Origin of the sequence: Neptunicella plasticusilytica (assembly GCF_047922965.1) — a bacterium.
GTDB lineage: Bacteria > Pseudomonadota > Gammaproteobacteria > Enterobacterales > Alteromonadaceae > Neptunicella > Neptunicella plasticusilytica.
Window position 1 is genome coordinate 470,190 of the sequence record NZ_CP150481.1, and the last position, 20,399, is coordinate 490,588.

Below are 20,399 nucleotides of genomic sequence, written 5' to 3' on the forward strand. Positions count from 1 at the left end.
CCAGATGGCTTGGTTATTTAAACAGCTGATTCAGATATCGGCTGATGTTCTCTTGTCGCTACCCACAACAAATAAAAACTCAAGACGGTGGCGGACCCAATTACCCATTCAAACCAGTTGGGCAGATCATATAAAGCTAATGCAGCACAAGCCAGTATGTTTTTAATCCACTCCAATGCCAGACTATAGTGACGTTTTTCCATCAGACCGCCAATTGAAAAGCTGGAAAAAATCACAAACCCTAGAACCAGCCATTTTTCCAGTTCCGGCATATTCTGGTAATTAATTAAAAATAAGACTGCGATAATTAAAGTTAAAATATGCTGTACTGCGGCGTAGAACTTGATCGGTACTGGCAAATTTATGTCAAATTTTTTGAACTGGGTCAAATCTGCTCTTGGTAACGGATATTGTTGTTCCACATCGGCCGGTCTCCAACCTGTGGGTCTAAACCAGATTGCAATCTTGTTTTTCCAGTTGCGTGTATGAAAACTGTCTTTTGCTAATTGCACATAGACATGCACATTCGCCCATAGGGGGTTCCAGCTATGTAAGGCTTTTCTAATCCCGTAAATGGGTGGTTCGTTTTCCAGTTCTTCCTGAAAAGTACCGAAAAGCCTGTCCCATAGAATAAATACACCGCCATAATTGCGATCAATATAAACCTGGTTTTGTGCGTGATGAACCCGATGATTGGAAGGCGTAACAAAAATCCATTCAAACCAGCCTAATTTGGGTACATGACGAGTATGTACCCAGAACTGGTAAATCAGATTAAGAGAACCGACGGTGATGAGTATGGTGACGGGCACCCCTATCAATGCCATCGGCAAATAAAATATCCAGCCGACAAAACCTCCACTGGTTTGTCTTAAGGCTGTGGTCAAGTTGTATTCTTCGCTGGAGTGATGAACCACATGAGCGGCCCAGAGTACATTTATTTCATGCCCCATCCGATGATTCCAGTAATAACAAAAGTCATACAAAACAAAGGCCATAACCCATACCCAAGGTGCATCCGGTAGGGTTGTCAACGATATATAGTCAATTGATAACGCATACATGGATATGGGAATAACACTGCGGGCAATTTGATTCATTCGACTAATAACGCCAATCGTCAAACTGTTAACTGCATCATTCAGCCTGTAATATTGGGTATTGCGAACTTTATCAAGTACCAGTTCAAGGCCGATTAGCAGAAAGAAAAAGGGAATTGCAAATAATACATAGCTCATCAGTTCATATCTCATCAGATCTTGCTGATCAATCCATCCAAGTAAGCCACGTTACTTTTGGATTAATTTTTATCCAGTGTAAAGATTTGCCCTTTCGCTGTCTATAACTCAAGCAAGGCATGCCTCTGAAGTAATTGTTGGCTTTATATCGCTGTTTCATAACAATAAATATGTGCAATAGCGGATGAAATTTTTCAACTATTTGATTAATCTGTGGTCTTCACTAGTATATATTCGATGACAAAAGGCTTAATGATATGACTGACGACATCAATTCCACCTCTCGCCGCTCCATGCTCCCATACCTGTTTGTTGCCGCTTTATTGGTAATACTGGTTGCGGCTTTATATTTATGGAATACGGATAAAGAACCGGAGCAGCCTGTCGTGTCAGAACCTGTTACGTTACCTGAGCCTAAACCGGTACAACCAGAAACGGTAGAGCCAGAGCCCGAACCGCAAGATATAGTCGAACAACCTGCACCTGACACCGAGGATATGGGCGAACCGGAGAATATTGAACCTGAGCCGCCTAAACCGGTTGATATTAAAGACAGCACAATCAAACAGCTGATTACCGAAACATCTGACTATGAGGCGTTACCGCAAGTTATGGTGAACAACGATTTGCTGGAACGTTTTGTGGTGTTTACCGACAATTTGGCTAATCACGAAATTGCCAACAGTCATCGTTTGTTAAATCCGCCCAAACAAAAATTCAAGGTGTATCAGCAGGCCGACAGGCAATGGATCGATACGTCCAGTTATAAGCGATATAGCCTTTACACCGACATTTTTACCTCAATGGATTCTGAAAAACTGGTAGAACTATTTGAAATTTATCTACCGGCGATGACAGAAAAGTATGCCGAGGTCGGTTCAACCCGCCAACCATTTGCTACTGTAGTGGAAGAGGCAATAGAGCACTTGCTAAATACGCCTGAGGTTCCCACCCCCATCGAGGTCACCACCGACAGTGTAATGTATAAGTATGTTGATCCGAGGCTGGAAGCTCTTTCTCCAGTACAAAAGCAATTATTACGCACTGGGCCGGAAAATATGCGCCTGATTAAAGCTAAATTGCGGGATATTAAAGCGTTACTAAATCAGACGGAATAAAATGGAACTGAACAATCTGCAAGCACAGCTTGCCGATAGCAGCAACAACAAGGATAAATGGGATCCGCCCTTATGCGGAGAGATCGATCTGGTCATTAAACAGGATGGTAGCTGGCATTATGTCGGCTCCCCGATTGGTCGTATGTCACTAGTTAAGCTTTTTGCCAGCGTGTTACGTAAGGAAAACGAACAATATATGCTGGTAACACCGGTCGAAAAAGTCATTATCCGGGTTGAGGATGTTCCCTTTGTGGTCACCCAATGGAATAACTTACAGGGAGTCTTGTATTTTACCACGTCGCTGGGCGACGAAGTGCCGGTTAACCAACAACATCCGGTGGAACTAAAAAGGCATAACTTAACCGGAGAGATAATTCCTTACTGCCTGATCCGTGACGAGTTATGGGCAAGGTTGCACCAGAATGTATTTTATCAACTGGCGGCAGCAGGCAGTATTGGTCACTGGCAAGGCTGTGACCATCTACTGATTAGAAGTGGCGAGTATCAATTTACCCTGGGTGAAGTGTAAACGTCTGCGAGCTGGCTTGAAGTTAGCCCATCCCTTTTTTGAGCAAATAGCGATAGGGTTTTTGAGCCGTATCACTACTGACTAACTGATGATCCATAAAACGGCAAAAACTGGGAATATCCCGGGTAGTAGAAGGATCATCGGCCAGTACCGCCAGTGTTTCACCCTGCTGCATTTTACGAATTTCCAAACGGACCATCATCACCGGCTCAGGACAACGCAAGCCCATGGCATCCAACTGATGATCCGCCTGGGAATAACAATCAGATGCCATATTGATGACGATAAGCCTTAATGCTGTTTAGATGTTCGGACATTTCCGGCTGATCCTGCAAATAGCTGATTAAATCATTCAAACTGACAATGGATACAACCCGGGTATTAAAATCACGCTCAACTTCCTGAATGGCTGATAATTCAGCCTTACCTTTTTCCTGACGATCCAGAGCAATTAATACACCAGCCAACTCTGCACCGTTAGCCTGGATAATTTCCATCGATTCCCGAATAGCGGTGCCGGCGGTAATCACATCATCGACCAACATAATTCGGCCTTGTAATGGACTGCCCACCAGCGAACCGCCTTCACCATGATCCTTTTTTTCTTTGCGATTAAAACAATAAGGTTTATCAATATCGTGTTTATCTGCCAGTGCCACAGCGGTGGTTGTGGCAATAGGGATGCCCTTGTAAGCAGGACCAAACAGCAAGTCGTATTCAATCCCGGCATTGACTAATGCGGCCGCGTAATACTGGCCTAAGCGCGCCAGATCACGACCGGTATTAAACAAACCGGCATTAAAAAAATAGGGGCTGGTGCGTCCCGATTTAAGCGTGAATTCGCCAAAACGCAATACGCCGCGTTCCACCGCAAACTGGATAAACTCGCGTTGATAGTCCTGCATCAATAGCTCCTTAATTCAGCGCCGATTTTTGCAGATCAAATATTTCACGCAAGCCATGTTTGGCCAGCTCCATCATTTCCTGCATTTCGTCAAAGCTGAACGGTTCTTCTTCAGCCGTGCCCTGAATTTCAATCAGTTTACCTGTATCGGTCATCACTACATTCATATCGGTTTCTGCCGCTGCATCTTCCAGATATTCCAGATCGGCAATCGGCGTACCTTTGTAAACCCCTACAGATAACGCCGCAATCATGTGTTTAAGCGGATTAGTTTTGATAATACCTTTGCTGCGCATATAGGTTAATGCATCCACCAACGCTACACAGGCACCGGTGATAGAAGCTGTGCGGGTACCACCATCGGCCTGAATCACATCACAATCGACAATAATGGTATTTTCACCCAGCAGTTTTAAATCAACCGCCGCGCGCAGGGCACGGGCAATCAAACGCTGGATTTCGAGGGTACGGCCACCCTGTTTACCGCGAGCTGCTTCACGATCGCTGCGGGTATGGGTAGAACGTGGCAACATACTGTATTCAGCCGTTACCCAACCCTTGCCCTGACCTTTCATAAAACGGGGCACCCCTTCTTCTACCGAGGCATTACATAACACCTTGGTATTACCAAACTCCACCAATACAGAACCTTCTGCATGACAAGTAAAATTTCGGGTAAAGGTAACAGGACGTATTTGGTTGGCAGTTCTTCCGCTTGGGCGCATGGTAATTCCTTCAGATAAATATGGCCGACGATTATAACTGCTTTATGCCAGCCACAAAACCGCAAATGTTCGCGCTGGCTCAACAACTTGGTATACTGCCTGCTCATTCTTACTAAACGGAAATTAAACCCATGATATACAGCATGACCGCCTTCGCACGACATGAACTTAAAGCCGAGTGGGGCACTGCCGTATGGGAAATACGTTCGGTTAACCAACGTTTTCTGGAAACCTATTTTCGCCTGCCGGAACAGTTTCGCGGCATGGAACCGGTGTTAAGAGAGCGCTTTCGCAAACAGTTACAGCGCGGCAAAGTAGAATGCGCGCTACGTTTTAGTGCCAATGATGCAGCAGTAGGTAAGTTAAGTCTCAATCATGATTTGGCCAAGCAATTGATGACCGCCGCAGACTGGGTACAATCTCATGGCCAGTCAGGCGGGGTTAATCCGGTCGATATTCTGCGTTGGCCAGGCGTAATGAATGCTGAAGAAGCAGATATGGACAGCATTCAAGCCGATTTGATTAAAGCATTTGATCACTGTCTTAAAGATTTTATCGACGCCCGCGCCACCGAAGGCGAGTCGTTAAAAACTATGATCGAACAACGCCTGGACGGTATTGAGGTTGAAGCCGCCAAAGTGGCTGAACAGATGCCCACTATTGTCGAATGGCAAAGGGAAAAAATCACTAGCCGTTTTGAAGAAGCCAAAATCGAATTGGACGCCACACGTTTAGAGCAGGAAATGGTGATGCTGGCACAAAAAATAGATGTGGCCGAAGAGCTGGACCGCCTCAACTGCCATATCAAAGAAACTCGCAATATTCTTAAAAAAGGCGGTGCGGTAGGGCGCAGACTGGATTTTATGATGCAGGAATTTAATCGTGAATCCAACACCCTCGGCTCCAAAGCCATACGCAACGATATCACCCAATCTGCGGTGGAACTTAAGGTGTTGATTGAACAAATGCGCGAGCAGATCCAGAATATTGAGTAATATCCATTAAAGCCCTGCTGTTAGGTGTTAGGGCTCTAATGTTGTATTCAACTAATAATGTTCATCCAGCCACTGTTGTTTAAATGCAGCACGATCGACGTCTTCCGAGTTTACCATTAAGGCATAACCCAATTTTCGTTCAGGGTCATACATTAAAACAGACTTAAAGGGACCATTGCTTCCTGTTTGCATGCTTAAAAAGTGTAACTGACCTGCTGAATCCTGATAATTCTGATATCTGCCACCAAATGCATAATGCTGCTCATCGGTGTAAACCTGTGTTATTTGTTTGATTATATCGGCGGAAAAATATGTAAAATGAAACTGCGAGATTTTCAATAAATCGGTGGGTGTCGACGCAACACCACCGGTACAGGCTAAAAAGGACGGCATCCCACGCGCTTTGGTCTGATTAATTCTCGCATCGCTGTTGGTAATCTGATGTACAAACACACTGGTATTGCGGGTTTGAGCAGGTTTAAAAATCCGATTTTCTAGAATTTCTGCAATAGGTTTATGCTCTGCCTGTTCTAAAATCGCCTGCACCAACACCCAGTTGATGGTCAAATAATCGAATTGCTGTCCCGGAGTGGCTCCCGACTTTTTACTTATCAGTTTATTGGCGGCCTGTACTGCGCTTGCGTTCGAATTAACAAACTCCGGCTCGGCTTTAAGCACCTGATTTAGTTTAGTGGTTAAGCCTGAACGATTTGATAAAATGTTAGCCAGGGTAATTTTATCAGCATCTGGATGGATAAATTCCGGCAGTAACGTGTTCAGCGTATCGTTAAAAGATAACCTTTTCTTTGCGACTAAATCGGCAAGCGTCAGCGTGCAGATATATTTAGAAATAGAGCCAGCCTGAAAAATAGTCGAGGCATCACCATTCTCGACCTTTGTATTGGTCGTATTTCCCTCCAGCCAAGCCTGGCTGATGACAACTGACTGGCTAGCAGCCGATACTCTACTTTCATCTGCGAACACAGGTTTTGCGATCTGTTGCTGACTCAAAACTGCCAGCAATAAAACCAGTAAAAATTTGAATTTAATATTGTACATCAGACTACCGCCCCTTAAATTGGCATTACAAAGTGGCAATTATGTTTGCATGGCAACAATGCTTAGATCGTCTCAACTTTATGAAAAACTTAAAAAAATAATTTGAGACCTGTCTCAAATTGGATCATCAGGACTCAAATGAGTGAAATAAACTTCTTTAACTGGCATTCAGTCGCACTTGCAGTAATCATCATGATGCTCAGCATTAATTGTGTCATGTTGCTGTTAAGACAAGAAGAACAGCAAGCAAATCGCATTCTGGTATTACTATTGTTAACGACTATTGGTTTAATACTGCCCGATGTGTTGGGTTTTGCTGGTGTCTATGGTGCCGTGGAGGCACTGCGATACATGCCCATTTTTTTTGAAACGGCAGTGGGTCCTTTGGTTATGCTGTATTACGCAGTGCTGACCAAACAGCAAACGCCCAAAGCAATTAAATACTCTATGTTTATTCCACTAACAGAACTCATCTATCGGGTGGTGTTGTATTGCCTGCCTTCCGCCAGTCAAGATTGGTGGGTAGTACACTGGCATGAACCTATATTCGATTCAGCGTTCACTTTAGTCGCAGTGGCATTAATTGCTATCAGCGTTATTTGGGTATTTGTCATGAATCGCCAGTACAACCAATGGCTGGCAGATAATAGTTCAGTGAAGACAGATTTGGATACCAGTTGGCTCAGTCATTCATTGTGGCTATTGCTGATGATTGCCTTGTACTGGGCTTATATTGATATTACCGACATCTTTATTACCATATTGAATCATCAGGCTGAATACCCATTTTATTTTACGCTGGGTATCAGTGTGTTCCTGCTGTCGCAGATTGTGATTAGTCAGGGGGAGAGAACCTATCCGAAAATGCCTCAAACGGCGATGGTGCAATACAATCAGAATTATAACCTGCAACAGGCGAGTGAAATAATCAGCAGCTTTAAGGCCAAGGAACTGTATTTAAAACCAAGATTAAGCCTGGTGGATGTCACCAGCTCGCTCGCCATAGGTGAAGATGAGCTCGCCCAGGCAATTCGCCTCAGCAACACCCCAAATTTCAATCAATTTGTAAATTACTTCCGGGTAGAAAAAGCTAAACAGGATTTACGCCAGACAAACGGGGACATTCTGTCTATTGCGCTGGAGTCAGGGGTTAACAGCAAGGCGTCATTTAACCGGGTCTTCAAGGACTATGTAAACCAAACGCCTTCCGAATTTCGCAAGGCATCTAGGTAAGCGTTAATCCGCCTGGACTATGGTTGTTGCGGATTAACTTCGATGGATATATGCGACAAATGTGGCAAGTGTGTTTGTAATATTGGTTTGTATATTGCCGGATTTTGCGGTTGTGGCGTCGAAACCGATAAAATAGCAGCGTGATGAGACCTGCCGATTTTCCAGATATGAATATCGTTAACGTCGGCTTGATATTGGCTTTTTATCGCGGCGGCTATTTGAGAGTAATAGGGTTGGCCGACGGATTTAACCAGTAGTACATGGCTGGATTCCTTTATCAGTCCGTAAGACCATTTACCTATGACCACCGAACCAACAATCCCCATCAATGCGTCCATCCAAATCCAGCCAAGATATTTGCCGGTCAGCAATGCAGCAATGGCTAGCAGAGATGTTAATGTATCGGCTAGTACGTGAAAATAAGCGGCTTTTAAATTGTGATCGTGATCATGCTCGTGTTGATGACCCTGTGAGTGCTCATGTCCATGGTGGTGTTCATCGTGAAGGATAAATACCGAAGCAACATTGACAATAAAACCAATTACCGCCACGCCAATGGCTTGATTGAAATGAATATTTTGTGGCTCGATTAGGCGTTGAATTGACTCAAGTGCCATTATCAGGGCAATAATTGCTAAAGCTACCGCACTGGCAAAACCGCCCAAGTAATTGACTTTGCCGGTACCAAAGCTGAATTGTTGATTATTAGCATGTTTTTTTGCATAGGCATAGGCAAACAAGGTGAGCAGGAAGGCAGCAGAATGGGTGCCCATGTGCCAGCCATCGGCCAAGAGTGCCATTGAGCCAGACAAACTACCGACGGTAATTTCCAACAGCATAATCAGGCTGGTGAGCCAGAATACTATTTTGACTTTAGTAACATTTTGCTGGTTGTCTATGCCGAAGTTATGGGAATGTTTCCATTGAACATCAGTTTGATTTTGCATGGGTTTTTCCAAAAGGCAGCTCATTATTGAGATGAGAGTATTGTTTTGTTTAAATTTTATATACTATACCCCAGTATACCATTTTTCAATTTGACAGGAATAATATGTCGCACATCAGCACCGATAAAAATAAATTACTTACTCGTGTTCGCAAGGTTAAAGGACAATCACTGGCATTGGAGAAATCACTAGAAGGTGAACCTGACTGTATGCAGGTTTTACAGCAGATTTCAGCCATAAAGGGCGCGGTTAATGGCTTGATGAAAGAAGTATTGGAAGGGCATGTACGTGAACATTTAGGCGCAGCAGACATCACCCAACAACAGCGGCAAGCAGAAGTAGAACAGGTAATTACTATTTTAAAAAGTTATTTAAAGTAATGCTATTGAACCTGAGTTCCGGATAAACCGCTCCTCTCTATAGCGCTCTTTTTGCGCCTAGCGGCGTTAGGTTTTCTAGCAATAGTCAGTTATTACGTACAAAAAAACGCTATTAGCCAATGAGTACGATGCTCATTTATATAGCGACTCGTCGCAAGGCAGCCAAATGCAGTGGATAGATAAAGATCTGCAATGGCAATAATTTAAAAAATTTCCTTGAGTTAGGCGGCGTGGTCAGATAATAACCACTACACTAGAGACATTAATTTTTGAAATAAGGGCAAAAGTAGTTGTTTTTTAGAGATTATTTTTCCCTTCGGGTGGATAAATGGTTTATATTAGCGACCAAACTATAATAATAAATTCAATTTAGTATTCGTTTATGCATATAGGCTGGCGTGGCGCTCTGAAGCAATATTTTAATCCCAAGGCAGGGAATTATTCTGTCGGGATAAATATTGTCGAATTAGGCATCCATATTAGCGTGTTTGACACTCGCAAAAACCAACCTGGCTGGATCAAGCAACACTTTATCGAATTAAATAATTGGCCAGTGGCCCTCAAACACTGGATTCAACAGCAAGGCTTGCGCAATTGCCCCTGTAATATCGTCCTTTCGTCAATGGATTATCATATTCTCCAAGTTGAACGACCTTCTGTGCCAGAAGAAGAGTTACCTCAGGCGTTACGCTGGGCGATCAAGGATCTTATCCCCGACAAACAAGAGCAGGTTATTGATTATTTTGAACATCCCGCACAAACCGCAGGCACTAACAAATTGTCAGTGGTGGCGGTTTCCCGTCAACGAATCAACGATCTTATCAAGCAAATAAACCTGACAGATTTACAATTGTCGACCATCAGTATCCAGGAAATGGCGTATTGCGAATTGTTACCTGATACAGATGAAGGTGTAATACTGTTAACTCAGGATGCGGGACAGGACTTGTATATTAATATTGTTAAATCAGGCAGTTTATATTTCACCCGCAGATTGCGTGGCTATGAATTATTATCCAGCTTGAGCATGACAGAAATTCAGCAAGATTTACTGGTTTCTTTGGCCACCGAAACCCAGCGTTCAATGGATTATATGGAAAGTCAGTTGCGTCAACCGCCAATTAACAAGGTTGTTCTGGCGCTGGATACTGATTTCCAGTCGGAGTTGGCCGAGCTGTTACAACAACAAATTTTTATTTCGGTTGAATCCGTTGTTCCACAAATCACGACCCAGGCCAATCTGACTCCCCGACATGCCTATTATGTCTCATTGGGGGCGGGATTAATGCAGACCAATGGCAAGGCGGTCAGTGTATGAAGAATCGGATTAATCTTTATACTCAGGAGATGCGCCCAAAACTGGCGTTGTTCACCCTTGATTTTGTCGGCTTCGTTTGTGGCGTCGCGTTGGCGATAATTTTGTTGAGCTATTTCTGGGTGACGCAACGTGCTGAGCAGCTTAGCCAGCAATATGCACAATTAAATCTACAGAGTGACCAGTTACAGTTGCAATTGAATCAACTTTCATCCCGGTTAGCATCACGTAAACCCGATCCTCAATTGACCAAACAAGTACAAGATCTGGATGATGAACTACAAAATAAACAGCGCGTACTGGCTGGACTCAGCTCGATAACGGATATGCAAAGTCGCAATTATCCTGAACTGATGCAGGAATTGGCGTCTATTCAGCAGCCAGAGCTGTGGCTGACCCATATTCAGGCCGAGAATACTAAAGTCAGGTTGGAAGGCGGAATTCAGCAGGCAGAAATTTTGCCGGCATGGTTAGATAAACTGGCTAAAACCGATTTTTTCCGTGGGCAAGATTTCGCTCAAGCTCAGGTTTACCGGGATCCGGATGAACAATTGCGTTTTGTCATTTCCTCTGAGCCGGGTTCACCGAATAAAGGGGAAGTGAAAAGATGACCCGTTTACGCAAACTCGCCCATCAATTTTATGCACTCAGCATCAGAGAGAAAAGTCTGATTCTGGCGGTGGGCTTGTTAGTTATTTTGTTGGGTGGTTATTTGCTGTTGGTTGAGCCACCACTTAAAACTGCGTCAGTGATTGAGCAACAAATTACTCAGGCTCAAAGTCGAGTTGCCAACATGCGCCAGCAGATAGCGGAAATACAACAACTGCTGAATCAGGATGTCGATGCGTTATTGCGTGATAAGGTCGAGCTATTGCAGGTTAAACAGGTCGAGCTGGATCAGCAGCTGACAAGTCAGATGAGCCATTTTGTCGCGGCTAACCAGATGCCGAAATTGTTAGCTAACATGTTGGCAAAGGTGAACGAGGTGAATCTGGTGAGTCTGGAATCCATTCCGCCAACCCGCATTTTAACCGATCCGGAACACGAGGATAGTCAACTGCAAATTTACCAACATGGTGTGAAGTTGGTGCTGGACGGGCATTATTTTGCGGTGCAGCAGTATCTCCAGCAACTTAAGGACAGCCAATGGGATTTTTACTGGTACAAGTTTGATTACCGGGTAGACGAATACCCTGTCGGTATCGTTGAACTTGAGTTATATACTTTAAGTACCAGCCCGGCCTTTATGGGGATTTGAAGTGAATCGATATATTCTGTTATCTGTTAGCGTATTGACAATACCTGTAGGGGCAGAACAGCAGTACCGTGATCCTACCCGGCCACCGGTACTTGATCATAATATGGATCTCGCTGTGTCAGAAAATAATAGTAACGGTTTTCCGCCCATCAAGGTGTCCGCAATATTTAGTAGCGCAGAAGGACAGTACGCAATTATTAACGGCAGAACATTATCTGTCGGCCAGGGATGGGCAAATATTGAACTTATCGCAATTGGCGAGGATAGCGTTACGCTGTCCGCCAATGATGTTGTTAAAACCTTCGTTATTCATTCGCATAGCACAAAAAAAGATGTTGCCAATGTATTTTAGAAAAATAGCTTTTTATTGTTGCATTCTTGTTCTTTCAGGGTGTCAGAGCCAAACCCGGACTCCTGTTGAGAAAGCCTTGCAGCAGGCAATAGATAATCAACCCGATTCAAGGGTTGAGGCCGCTCCTTTAGCTGAATTGCCAGAAGATGTGGCTCACGCACTGCAAGCAGATGCACCAGCCCCCGGCGCAAAATTGTATGGCGAACCTCGCTACGATATTCAGGCCGACAAGGTCAATGCTCAGGATTTTTTTGCCGGGCTGGTCAAAGATACACCCTACAGTGTCGCTATCCACCCACAGGTTGAAGGCACTATTTCACTGAATTTAAAGCAAGTTACACTGACCGAATTGTTTAGCATTACCAGTGAAATTTACGGCTATGATATTCAGAAAACAGGCCGTATTTATCGTATCTATCCGGCCGGAATGCGCACCGAAACCTTTTCAGTCAATTATTTGTTAATGCAACGCAATGGCATGACACGCTCTACCATCAACTCAGGTGGTGTGTCGCAAAACGAAAATGGTCAGAACAATAATTACAGTTCGCAAAGCAGTTCAACCCGCAGTGCTTTGGGAGGAACCGGTTCTAATTCCAGTCAGCCAAACAGTTTTGGTAATGGTAGTCAGTCGATTAATGGCACTAATATTACTACCAATACGGATACTGATTTTTGGGGACAACTTAAGACATCGCTGGAATCCTTAATTGGCACTGAGCAAGGGCGTCAGGTCGTAGTATCACCACAGGCAGGACTAATCACAGTGCGTGCCATGCCGGACGAAATTCGTACTATTAAGGACTACCTGCATACCTCGGAGCAACATATTCAGCGCCAAGTGGTATTAGAAGCCCGCATTATCGAAGTCGTGCTGAATGACGAATATCAACAGGGGATTAACTGGCAACAGGTGGCAGAAGGGAATGTGGCCAATATCGACAGTACTTTACTGCCTTTTTCTTTTACCGGACAAATTGCAGGCAACGCAGTTAGCGCGGCGATGGGCGGGATCACTAATCTGGGTTTTATCAATAAAGATTTTACCGGGGTGTTATCGTTGCTTGCTACTCAAGGTAATGTTCAAGTGCTATCCAGTCCCCGTGTTACCGCCACCAATAATCAAAAAGCAGTAATTAAGGTGGGCAATGATGAATACTTTGTTACCGACGTCTCCAGTCAGCTTACCTCAACGGCCACCACGACATCATCTACTCCCAATATCGAGTTAACCCCTTTTTTCTCCGGGATTGCGCTGGATGTGACGCCGCAAATAGATAAGGATGGTGGTGTGATGTTACATGTACATCCTTCGGTTATTGATACTCAAGAGCAAGAAAAAGTTCTGACCCTGAATCAGGAAAAGATTATTCTGCCGTTGGCACAGAGTAATATCCGTGAGTCGGATACGGTGATCCGGGCCAAATCCGGCGAAATAGTAGTGATTGGTGGCCTGATGCAGTCGGTAATTGATAAAACAGAGTCCAAAACACCTTTGCTCGGTGATATCCCAATACTGGGTAACCTGTTTAAAAATAAACGCAACAAGGAAACTAAAAAGGAACTGGTTATTTTGCTTAGGCCCACAGTGGTTGGGGTGGATACATGGAAAAATCAACTCCGGCAGTCACAGCAGCATATTGTTGACTGGACCAACGGCGAATAACGATGTACTTGTACCATTTCGGGTTAAAGGAATTGCCTTTCACCCTAACCCCCAATACCAGCTATTTTTATGGCTTACCCAGCCATCGTCAGGCATTGGATGTACTGCTAACCGCCTTACGATCCGGCGAGGGGTTTATTAAAGTCACGGGTGAAGTGGGTACCGGCAAAACTCTGATTTGCAGAAAATTACTCAATGAATTGCCCGAGCATTTTGTTACCGCTTATATTCCCAATCCCTATCTGTCTCCGTCGGAACTGCGCCGCGCAGTGGCCAGTGAACTTGGGGTTGAACTCAGTGCCGATGCCGATCAACAGGAGTTTACCCGCCGTATTGAACAGCGGATTATCGAAATCAATCATGCCAATAAAGGGGTGATCCTGATTGTGGATGAAGCACAGGCACTGCCGGTAGAAAGCCTTGAAGCCCTACGCTTATTTACTAATCTGGAAACCGAATCGCGCAAACTGTTGCAAGTGGTGTTGTTTGGACAGCCGGAACTGGATCAGAAGCTGGCGTTGGCAGAACTTCGCCAGTTAAAACAGCGTATTACCTTTACATACCGATTGGATTGCATGACCGAAGACCAGTTATTCCACTACGCTAAGCACCGTATGACAGTGGCCGGATACCGGGGTGGGGAAGCCTTTAATCGCCGTTGCTGCAAATTGTTATTCAAGGCCAGTGGCGGTACACCCAGAATCGTCAATGTACTGTGCCATAAGGCATTAATGCTGGCGTATGGGGAAGGAGAAAATCAGGTCAACAAAAAACATATAAAAATGGCGATTAAAGACACCGATTCAGCTCAACAGATCAGTGGTAGTTGGTTCTGGTATATGGCCATGGCTGGAGCATTGATGCTCAGTGGCGGATTATGGTTTGTGTATGAACAGGGCATGATATCGTGAGTGTGATAAATAAAATGCTGCAGGATCTGGACGCACGAGAAAGCAATCAGAGCAATACTGCTAATTATGTCGAACCGGCAAAACGCTATCCCTGGATGTGGTTAGTGCTGGTTGCCCTGTTAATTATTGCTGCAGTTCTGGTGGCCAAATGGTGGTGGACCCGACCTGCTGTATCATCAGCTACTGGGCAATCACAAGTCGAATCCTTGCCGCGGAGTACAGTGGTAAAAAACATGCCTGTGGTCAAGCAGGTTAATCGCTCCGAGCCGCTACAACCTCAGATTGATACAACTGTTGCGTCAACAGAGACACAACCGGATATCCCTGAATCAAATGCGGTCGTTGAATCTGAAAATGCAGAGATAGCTGAGCCGCAGACTCAAGATGTTGCCAAAACTGACCAAGAGGAACCTGTTGTGACTGAGCAACAGCAGACAGCAACCCATTCTTCATTTTCTATGCAACCCGCTCAGCTAACGGCAGAGCAGGAAATCGCCAGACTGGAAAGTGAAATACAGCTGGCGTTATCAGAACAGAATATTGGTGAGGCAATCAAGGGTTTATTGCAGTTAATCGAGCAATCTCCACAACACAGCAAAGCTCGTCAGAAGCTGGCCAATTTATACAACGAACAGGGCAAGCCATTGTTGGCCGAGCAAATACTCCGTGCAGGGCTGGCATTGACTCCAGATGATGCGCCGCAACGGTTAATGTTGGCCCGTTTGCTTACCCAGGAAAAACACCCGCAACAAGCGTTGAGCTTGTTGCAAGAGGTAAATCCGGATATTGCCCTTTATCAGGAGTACTACATTTATCTGGCAACGTTGGCCCAGCAAAGCGGTAATGACGCTTTGGCGATGCAAACCTATTTGGACTTGACACGCGTGGCAACCGATAACGCCAAGTGGTGGTTAGGTTTAGCGGTATCGGCGGATCGGCTGGCGAATAAGGCGTTGGCGATTAGCAGTTATCATAAGGCGTTAAACTTGGCTCAGCTGGATAAAAGCGTACAGGCTTTTATACGCCAGCGTATTGCGGTATTGGGAGGTTAACGTGCAACCCAAACTGAAAATGCGCTTAGGGGATCTGCTGGTTGATGAAGGAGTTATTGATGAATTGCAACTCCAACAGGCACTGAATAATCAGAAAACCACCGGGCGCAAGCTAGGCAAGGCGTTAATGGATCTGGGATTTGTGTCCGAGCAGCGCCTGCACAGTTTCCTTGCCCAACAGCTTAAGGTGCCCTTGCTGGATATAGGTTCAATTCGTCTCGATCCCGCTGTGGTGAAATTGATCCCCGAAGTGCAGGCGCGCCGCTATCGGGCCATTGCCATCGAAGATCATGTCGATCATATTCTTGTCGGCATGAGTGATCCTGCTGATTTGGCCGCACTGGATGCCTTGAATAATTTGTTGCCCAAGCCAATCAAAGTGGCGGTGGTTATTGAATCACAACTGTTATCTGCCTACGAAACCTTATACCGACGCACCGAAGAAATTGCCTCTTTCGCCCAAGAGTTGGCCAGTGAATATCAGGGCGATCAGGAATTTGACTTTATGTCTGGCGCCAGCAGTGAAGAAGATACCGCTGTTGCGCGCTTGTTACAGTCTATTTTTGAAGAAGCAGTGCAGATGCAAGCTTCCGATATCCATATAGAGCCGGACGAAGGCATGCTACGTATTCGTCAGCGCATCGATGGGGTATTGCAGGAAAATGTCATTAAGGAGCACAACATTGCTGCCGCACTGGTGTTGCGTCTGAAACTGATGTCACGGCTGGATATTTCGGAAAAACGTTTACCTCAAGATGGCCGCACCAATATTATTGTCAAAGGCCATCGTATTGATGTGCGGATCTCAACCATGCCAGTACAGCATGGCGAGTCTGTGGTGATGCGTTTGCTCGATCAGTCGGCCGGATTGCTAAGTTTGCAACAAACCGGTATGCCGGATGAGCTTATCAAGCGTTTCTCGGTGTTACTGGCTCGTCCGCATGGCATGATACTGGTTACCGGGCCGACAGGATCCGGTAAAACCACCACACTGTACGCTGCGCTTACCCAGCTAAATCAGCCCGGTGTGAAAGTGATTACTGTTGAGGATCCGGTCGAATATCGTTTGCCCCGGATCAATCAGGTGCAAGTTAACAGCCGCATAGGGCTGGATTTCTCCAAGGTGTTGCGCACTACGTTGCGTCAGGATCCCGATATTATTATGGTCGGTGAAATGCGTGACAATGAAACGGTAGAAATCGGCTTACGTGGCGCATTAACGGGTCACCTGGTGTTATCAACCTTGCATACTAACGATGCAATTAGCAGCGCAATCCGCCTGATCGATATGGGGGCGCCCGGTTATCTGGTTGCCAGTTCCCTGCGAGCTATCGTGGCCCAGCGTCTTATCCGTAAATTGTGTCCGGATTGCAAAACCGATTATCAACCTAGTACCGATGAACTATTTTGGTTGGGCAATATCCAGTCCGAGGCGCATCATATCCAGTTCAAACAGGGACAGGGTTGCCAAAAATGCCATCACACCGGGTATAAAGGGCGGATCGGGGTATTTGAATTGCTGGAAATGACCGAGCTGATGATGAACGCATTAAAAGTTTCGGATACAGTAGCGTTTGCCCGGGCCGCCAAGTTAAGTCCGCATTACCTACCTTTGGCCAATATGGCGCTGGAATACGCTAAACAAGGGATCACCAGTGTTGAAGAGATTCTGAAACTGGTCGAAATGGTGGTTGAAGATCACAGCACAGTTAGAATAGATAGTCCTCCTGCCGATAGCCCGTCGTTGGAGCTGGAATAGATTATGGCTATGTTTAATTACACTGCCAGAGATCAAAACGGCACCCTGAATAGCGGTGAAGTCGAAGCGCAGGATCCGGCGACTGCGGCTGATATTTTGATGCGACGCAATGTGATTCCAATTAATATCAGTCCCAAAACGGAAGGCAGTGATTCTTCGTCCCGCAGCTTGAAATGGTCTTTGTTTAATAAGGTGAGTCTGGACGATCTGACCATTTTTTCCCGCCAGATGTATTCGCTGACCAAGGCCGGTATTCCCATCTTACGTGCCATCGGCGGCTTGGCTGAAACTACATCGTCCAAATTATTGTCCGAAACGTTGCACGGGATTGGCGAGCAACTGGAGCGGGGCCGGAGTTTATCCAGCGCCATGCATGCTTATCCCAAAGTGTTTAATCAGTTGTTTGTCAGTGTTATCCATGTCGGCGAAAACACCGGTAAACTCGATGATGTGTTTTTGCAGCTTTCCCAATATTTGATGAGCGAGCAGGAAACTCGCAAACAAATTAAATCGGCCACCCGTTATCCCAGTTTTGTGCTTATCGCCGTGGCGATTGCCATTGTGATCCTGAATATCTGGGTTATCCCGATTTTTTCGCAGATGTTTCAGAAGCTGGGTGCCGATTTACCCCCGATGACCAAGGTGTTGATCGCCAGCTCCAATTTTTTTGTGGCGTATTGGCTTTATCTGTTAATCGCTATTATTGGCCTGATACTGTTAACAAGGCACTATATTCAAACCCAGCAAGGAAGATACAACTGGGACAAGCTAAAAATACGTCTGCCTCTGATAGGCGATATTATCGAACGTTCGCTGTTGTCCCGCTATTCACGCAGTTTCGCTATGATGCTCCGCTCAGGCGTGCCCTTAACCACAGCACTTAATCTGGTGTCGGATGCGGTCGGTAACAGTTATATGGCAGAACAGATCAAAGGCATGCGCCGCAATATAGAAAAAGGTGACAGCCTGTTAAGAGCCTCATACAGCAGTAAACTCTTTACCCCGTTGGTGTTGCAAATGGTCGGGGTGGGTGAGGAAACGGGGCGTGTTGATGAAATGCTCACCGAGGTGGCGGATTATTATGAACGTGAAGTGGACTATGATATCAAGAACCTGACTGCACGCATCGAGCCTATATTAATTGTGATTGTGGCGGTAATGGTGCTGATTTTGGCATTGGGTATCTTCACGCCGATGTGGGATATGGCCAACGCCTATAAGGGGAAATAATGAACAATAATGAATCCTCGGAAGAAAGATTACGGCCACTATTACTCAATCTGGTAGTTGTACTTGTAGTATTCATTTTAATGGCCAGTCTGGTGAGTTATTTTTACCGCAGTGAACCGGATTTAAAAAAAATTGCCATGAGTACCTTAGCCGATAACTTTGCCAAAAGTGTGGTCAATGCCCACTGGCAATGGCAGGCGGAAGGTAATCCACCGCGGGTACTTTTAGTCCAATATAACGCCGAAGGGAAGGAAGTAAATCGCTCGCCAATCCCCATGAGTCATCTTGGCTGGCCCAAGGCGACGCCGGATAAGCATGGTTGTGAACAATTATGGCGAGCAGTGCTGGATGTGCCGATGACGGTGAATAATTTTCATGTTATTGCCGAGTATTATGATGGTGTGCATAACAGTGGTGATGCACTGGAATCGATGTGTCGTTATCGCTTGCCCACCGGCCCTTATTTTGATTACAAAATTTATACTGGCAAGGTGCTGAAAACCAATGTATAGCAAACAATATATGCGAAAAACCAAATGACACTTCCCCAAAGCGAAGGAGAGAAACCAATGCAAGCGAGACAATCAGGCTTTACTCTAATTGAAATGGTGATTGTCGTGGTGTTAGTGGGTATTTTGGCGGCAACCGCTTTACCCTTAATGCTGGATGTTACTGAACAAGCTGAAGACGCCACTGTCGAAGGAGTGATGGGGGGATTTGCCACAGGAGTGGGGCTGGTGCGTGCCCAGTGGGAAATAGAAGGTCGGCCCAAGCAGAATCAGGGCACTAACATTACCAAAGTAAATATCGACGGGATTGATATTGGTGTGGATAAAGACACCGGTTATCCCACCGGCATGGCATCGGGTAATACCGAAGATACCGCCATAACCAGTGAAGATTGTCAGGCAGTATTTAGCCTGATTATGCAAAGTGCTCCGGTGATTACCAATAACTGGTCCGCGCAACCTTTTGAAAACATTCGCTATTTTACTAATGTCAGTACCGGTGGCGCGACAGGAGGTAATGATCTTTGTTATTACTACCTGACCCGTACGATTAAAAATCAGCAATCCGAACCGTCCGATAGCACTGTGGGTAACGGGTTTTATTATGACCCCCGTATCGGTCAGGCGTTCTTTTTCAGTAACAACGAATAAAAACAGCGCAAGCAGGATATTTGCGCTATAAAATTTTGAAGGACAATATTTTAGTTAACTTGAGGTATGTAACAATGCAACAACGTGGATTTACTTTAATCGAACTGATCATTGTGATCGTAATACTGGGTATTTTGGCGGTTACTGCGGCGCCGAAATTTATTGATATTCAATCTGACGCCAGGGGAGCAACTTTGCAAGGAGTTAGCGCGTCATTGCAGACGGCTGATCAGATTATTTATGCTAAATCAGCCATCGCCGGTCAGGAAAATGCTGCGACAGGGACGGTGACAAGTAACGGTGTCACTATTAACACTGTTTTTGGCTACCCTGCGGGAGCTATCACGCAAGCAATGTTTAATGAAATGATGGACCTGGATAGCGCGGACTGGACTTTTGTTCCGGGAACGGCAGCAGCGACAGATCCTGATGTTGGTTCATTCGCCGTTGTGCCAGGATCTGCTGTGCCGGCAGATTTCGCTACAGACAATTGCCACGCGTTGTATACAGAGGCGTCTGCGGAAGGTGAACAACCAACCATTACAGTAGTATCAACAGGTTGTTAATT

At 45.4% G+C, this 20,399-nt stretch carries 23 protein-coding genes; 17 read left to right on the plus strand and 6 right to left on the minus strand.

Annotated elements, in window-relative coordinates; all coding sequences use genetic code 11:
- Window positions 1-17: 17 nt before the first annotated feature.
- Complete coding sequence (locus tag V1467_RS02270) at window positions 18-1,253, minus strand: sterol desaturase family protein (protein WP_416307180.1); 1,236 nt, start codon at window positions 1,251-1,253, stop codon at window positions 18-20.
- Between the two features lie 242 nt (window positions 1,254-1,495).
- On the opposite strand from V1467_RS02270, the gene V1467_RS02275 reads away from it, so the two are divergent.
- Window positions 1,496-2,356, plus strand: coding sequence for a DUF3014 domain-containing protein (locus V1467_RS02275; protein WP_416307181.1), 861 nt, complete (start codon window positions 1,496-1,498; stop codon window positions 2,354-2,356).
- 1 nt (window position 2,357) lies between these two features.
- Window positions 2,358-2,885, plus strand: a complete 528-nt coding sequence (locus V1467_RS02280) for a DUF1285 domain-containing protein (RefSeq protein ID WP_416307182.1) — start codon at window positions 2,358-2,360, stop codon at window positions 2,883-2,885.
- 22 nt (window positions 2,886-2,907) lie between these two features.
- Here the strand turns inward: V1467_RS02280 and tusA are convergent, their stop codons facing one another.
- Genes tusA through rph form a run of 3 tightly spaced genes read right to left on the minus strand, consistent with a single transcriptional unit; the run spans window position 2,908 to window position 4,514 of the window.
- Window positions 2,908-3,159 carry a sulfurtransferase TusA gene (gene tusA / locus V1467_RS02285; protein ID WP_416307183.1) on the minus strand — a complete coding sequence of 84 codons (252 nt, stop codon included), beginning with the start codon at window positions 3,157-3,159 and terminating at the stop codon, window positions 2,908-2,910.
- Complete coding sequence (gene pyrE / locus V1467_RS02290; RefSeq protein ID WP_416307184.1) at window positions 3,149-3,790, minus strand: orotate phosphoribosyltransferase; 642 nt, start codon at window positions 3,788-3,790, stop codon at window positions 3,149-3,151. Before pyrE ends, tusA begins: the two co-directional genes overlap by 11 nt.
- Before the next feature lie 10 nt (window positions 3,791-3,800).
- Complete coding sequence (rph, locus tag V1467_RS02295; RefSeq protein ID WP_416307185.1) at window positions 3,801-4,514, minus strand: ribonuclease PH; 714 nt, start codon at window positions 4,512-4,514, stop codon at window positions 3,801-3,803.
- A 131-nt stretch (window positions 4,515-4,645) separates the two neighbouring features.
- Between rph and V1467_RS02300 the strand changes: the two genes are divergently transcribed.
- Window positions 4,646-5,509 (plus strand): YicC/YloC family endoribonuclease, encoded by an 864-nt coding sequence (locus V1467_RS02300; protein WP_416307186.1) that lies wholly within the window; start codon window positions 4,646-4,648, stop codon window positions 5,507-5,509.
- A 51-nt stretch (window positions 5,510-5,560) separates the two neighbouring features.
- Here V1467_RS02300 and V1467_RS02305 read toward each other — a convergent pair whose 3' ends face one another.
- Entirely contained in the window at window positions 5,561-6,568 is a 1,008-nt protein-coding gene (locus V1467_RS02305; RefSeq protein WP_416307187.1) for a serine hydrolase domain-containing protein, read from the minus strand.
- A 138-nt stretch (window positions 6,569-6,706) separates the two neighbouring features.
- On the opposite strand from V1467_RS02305, the gene V1467_RS02310 reads away from it, so the two are divergent.
- Window positions 6,707-7,801 (plus strand): helix-turn-helix domain-containing protein, encoded by a 1,095-nt coding sequence (locus tag V1467_RS02310; protein ID WP_416307188.1) that lies wholly within the window; start codon window positions 6,707-6,709, stop codon window positions 7,799-7,801.
- A 17-nt stretch (window positions 7,802-7,818) separates the two neighbouring features.
- On the opposite strand, the gene dmeF is transcribed toward V1467_RS02310, so the two are convergent.
- Window positions 7,819-8,748 (minus strand): CDF family Co(II)/Ni(II) efflux transporter DmeF, encoded by a 930-nt coding sequence (dmeF, locus tag V1467_RS02315; protein ID WP_416307189.1) that lies wholly within the window; start codon window positions 8,746-8,748, stop codon window positions 7,819-7,821.
- Window positions 8,749-8,852: 104 nt separating this feature from the next.
- Between dmeF and V1467_RS02320 the strand changes: the two genes are divergently transcribed.
- From V1467_RS02320 to V1467_RS02380, 13 genes are all read left to right on the plus strand, one after another.
- Complete coding sequence (locus V1467_RS02320) at window positions 8,853-9,128, plus strand: metal/formaldehyde-sensitive transcriptional repressor (RefSeq protein WP_416307190.1); 276 nt, start codon at window positions 8,853-8,855, stop codon at window positions 9,126-9,128.
- Window positions 9,129-9,510: 382 nt separating this feature from the next.
- Window positions 9,511-10,446 (plus strand): MSHA biogenesis protein MshI, encoded by a 936-nt coding sequence (locus tag V1467_RS02325; protein ID WP_416307191.1) that lies wholly within the window; start codon window positions 9,511-9,513, stop codon window positions 10,444-10,446.
- Window positions 10,443-11,054 carry a PilN domain-containing protein gene (locus V1467_RS02330; RefSeq protein ID WP_416307192.1) on the plus strand — a complete coding sequence of 204 codons (612 nt, stop codon included), beginning with the start codon at window positions 10,443-10,445 and terminating at the stop codon, window positions 11,052-11,054. Before V1467_RS02325 ends, V1467_RS02330 begins: the two co-directional genes overlap by 4 nt.
- Window positions 11,051-11,701: a type II secretion system protein GspM gene (gene gspM / locus V1467_RS02335; RefSeq protein ID WP_416307193.1), complete on the plus strand. Its 651-nt coding sequence runs from the start codon at window positions 11,051-11,053 to the stop codon at window positions 11,699-11,701. The genes V1467_RS02330 and gspM overlap by 4 nt, the downstream gene beginning before the upstream one ends.
- Window position 11,702: 1 nt before the next feature.
- Complete coding sequence (locus V1467_RS02340; protein ID WP_416307194.1) at window positions 11,703-12,053, plus strand: hypothetical protein; 351 nt, start codon at window positions 11,703-11,705, stop codon at window positions 12,051-12,053.
- Window positions 12,043-13,719: a pilus (MSHA type) biogenesis protein MshL gene (mshL, locus tag V1467_RS02345; RefSeq protein ID WP_416307195.1), complete on the plus strand. Its 1,677-nt coding sequence runs from the start codon at window positions 12,043-12,045 to the stop codon at window positions 13,717-13,719. The genes V1467_RS02340 and mshL overlap by 11 nt, the downstream gene beginning before the upstream one ends.
- Before the next feature lie 2 nt (window positions 13,720-13,721).
- Window positions 13,722-14,630: an ExeA family protein gene (locus V1467_RS02350; protein ID WP_416307196.1), complete on the plus strand. Its 909-nt coding sequence runs from the start codon at window positions 13,722-13,724 to the stop codon at window positions 14,628-14,630.
- Complete coding sequence (locus tag V1467_RS02355) at window positions 14,627-15,682, plus strand: tetratricopeptide repeat protein (RefSeq protein WP_416307197.1); 1,056 nt, start codon at window positions 14,627-14,629, stop codon at window positions 15,680-15,682. Before V1467_RS02350 ends, V1467_RS02355 begins: the two co-directional genes overlap by 4 nt.
- Before the next feature lies 1 nt (window position 15,683).
- Window positions 15,684-17,441: a GspE/PulE family protein gene (locus tag V1467_RS02360; RefSeq protein WP_416307198.1), complete on the plus strand. Its 1,758-nt coding sequence runs from the start codon at window positions 15,684-15,686 to the stop codon at window positions 17,439-17,441.
- Window positions 17,442-17,444: 3 nt separating this feature from the next.
- The gene (locus V1467_RS02365) at window positions 17,445-18,671 is read left to right on the plus strand and encodes a type II secretion system F family protein (RefSeq protein WP_416307199.1); all 1,227 of its coding nucleotides are present in this window, start codon (window positions 17,445-17,447) and stop codon (window positions 18,669-18,671) included.
- Window positions 18,671-19,183 carry a hypothetical protein gene (locus V1467_RS02370; RefSeq protein WP_416307200.1) on the plus strand — a complete coding sequence of 171 codons (513 nt, stop codon included), beginning with the start codon at window positions 18,671-18,673 and terminating at the stop codon, window positions 19,181-19,183. The genes V1467_RS02365 and V1467_RS02370 overlap by 1 nt, the downstream gene beginning before the upstream one ends.
- 57 nt (window positions 19,184-19,240) lie before the next feature.
- Entirely contained in the window at window positions 19,241-19,831 is a 591-nt protein-coding gene (locus V1467_RS02375) for a prepilin-type N-terminal cleavage/methylation domain-containing protein (protein ID WP_416307201.1), read from the plus strand.
- Between the two features lie 20 nt (window positions 19,832-19,851).
- Entirely contained in the window at window positions 19,852-20,397 is a 546-nt protein-coding gene (locus V1467_RS02380; RefSeq protein WP_416307202.1) for a prepilin-type N-terminal cleavage/methylation domain-containing protein, read from the plus strand.
- Window positions 20,398-20,399 lie beyond the last annotated feature (2 nt).

Excerpts from the sequence above, each read along its gene's own strand:
- V1467_RS02270 (WP_416307180.1), bottom strand. The coding sequence starts at position 1,253 with ATGAGATATGAACTGATGAGCTATGTATTATTTGCAATTCCCTTTTTC.
- V1467_RS02275 (WP_416307181.1), top strand. The coding sequence starts at position 1,496 with ATGACTGACGACATCAATTCCACCTCTCGCCGCTCCATGCTCCCATAC.
- V1467_RS02280 (WP_416307182.1), top strand. The coding sequence starts at position 2,358 with ATGGAACTGAACAATCTGCAAGCACAGCTTGCCGATAGCAGCAACAAC.
- tusA (WP_416307183.1), bottom strand. The coding sequence starts at position 3,159 with ATGGCATCTGATTGTTATTCCCAGGCGGATCATCAGTTGGATGCCATG.
- pyrE (WP_416307184.1), bottom strand. The coding sequence starts at position 3,790 with ATGCAGGACTATCAACGCGAGTTTATCCAGTTTGCGGTGGAACGCGGC.
- rph (WP_416307185.1), bottom strand. The coding sequence starts at position 4,514 with ATGCGCCCAAGCGGAAGAACTGCCAACCAAATACGTCCTGTTACCTTT.
- V1467_RS02300 (WP_416307186.1), top strand. The coding sequence starts at position 4,646 with ATGATATACAGCATGACCGCCTTCGCACGACATGAACTTAAAGCCGAG.
- V1467_RS02305 (WP_416307187.1), bottom strand. The coding sequence starts at position 6,568 with ATGTACAATATTAAATTCAAATTTTTACTGGTTTTATTGCTGGCAGTT.
- V1467_RS02310 (WP_416307188.1), top strand. The coding sequence starts at position 6,707 with ATGAGTGAAATAAACTTCTTTAACTGGCATTCAGTCGCACTTGCAGTA.
- dmeF (WP_416307189.1), bottom strand. The coding sequence starts at position 8,748 with ATGCAAAATCAAACTGATGTTCAATGGAAACATTCCCATAACTTCGGC.
- V1467_RS02320 (WP_416307190.1), top strand. The coding sequence starts at position 8,853 with ATGTCGCACATCAGCACCGATAAAAATAAATTACTTACTCGTGTTCGC.
- V1467_RS02325 (WP_416307191.1), top strand. The coding sequence starts at position 9,511 with ATGCATATAGGCTGGCGTGGCGCTCTGAAGCAATATTTTAATCCCAAG.
- V1467_RS02330 (WP_416307192.1), top strand. The coding sequence starts at position 10,443 with ATGAAGAATCGGATTAATCTTTATACTCAGGAGATGCGCCCAAAACTG.
- gspM (WP_416307193.1), top strand. The coding sequence starts at position 11,051 with ATGACCCGTTTACGCAAACTCGCCCATCAATTTTATGCACTCAGCATC.
- mshL (WP_416307195.1), top strand. The coding sequence starts at position 12,043 with ATGTATTTTAGAAAAATAGCTTTTTATTGTTGCATTCTTGTTCTTTCA.
- V1467_RS02350 (WP_416307196.1), top strand. The coding sequence starts at position 13,722 with ATGTACTTGTACCATTTCGGGTTAAAGGAATTGCCTTTCACCCTAACC.
- V1467_RS02365 (WP_416307199.1), top strand. The coding sequence starts at position 17,445 with ATGGCTATGTTTAATTACACTGCCAGAGATCAAAACGGCACCCTGAAT.
- V1467_RS02370 (WP_416307200.1), top strand. The coding sequence starts at position 18,671 with ATGAACAATAATGAATCCTCGGAAGAAAGATTACGGCCACTATTACTC.
- V1467_RS02375 (WP_416307201.1), top strand. The coding sequence starts at position 19,241 with ATGCAAGCGAGACAATCAGGCTTTACTCTAATTGAAATGGTGATTGTC.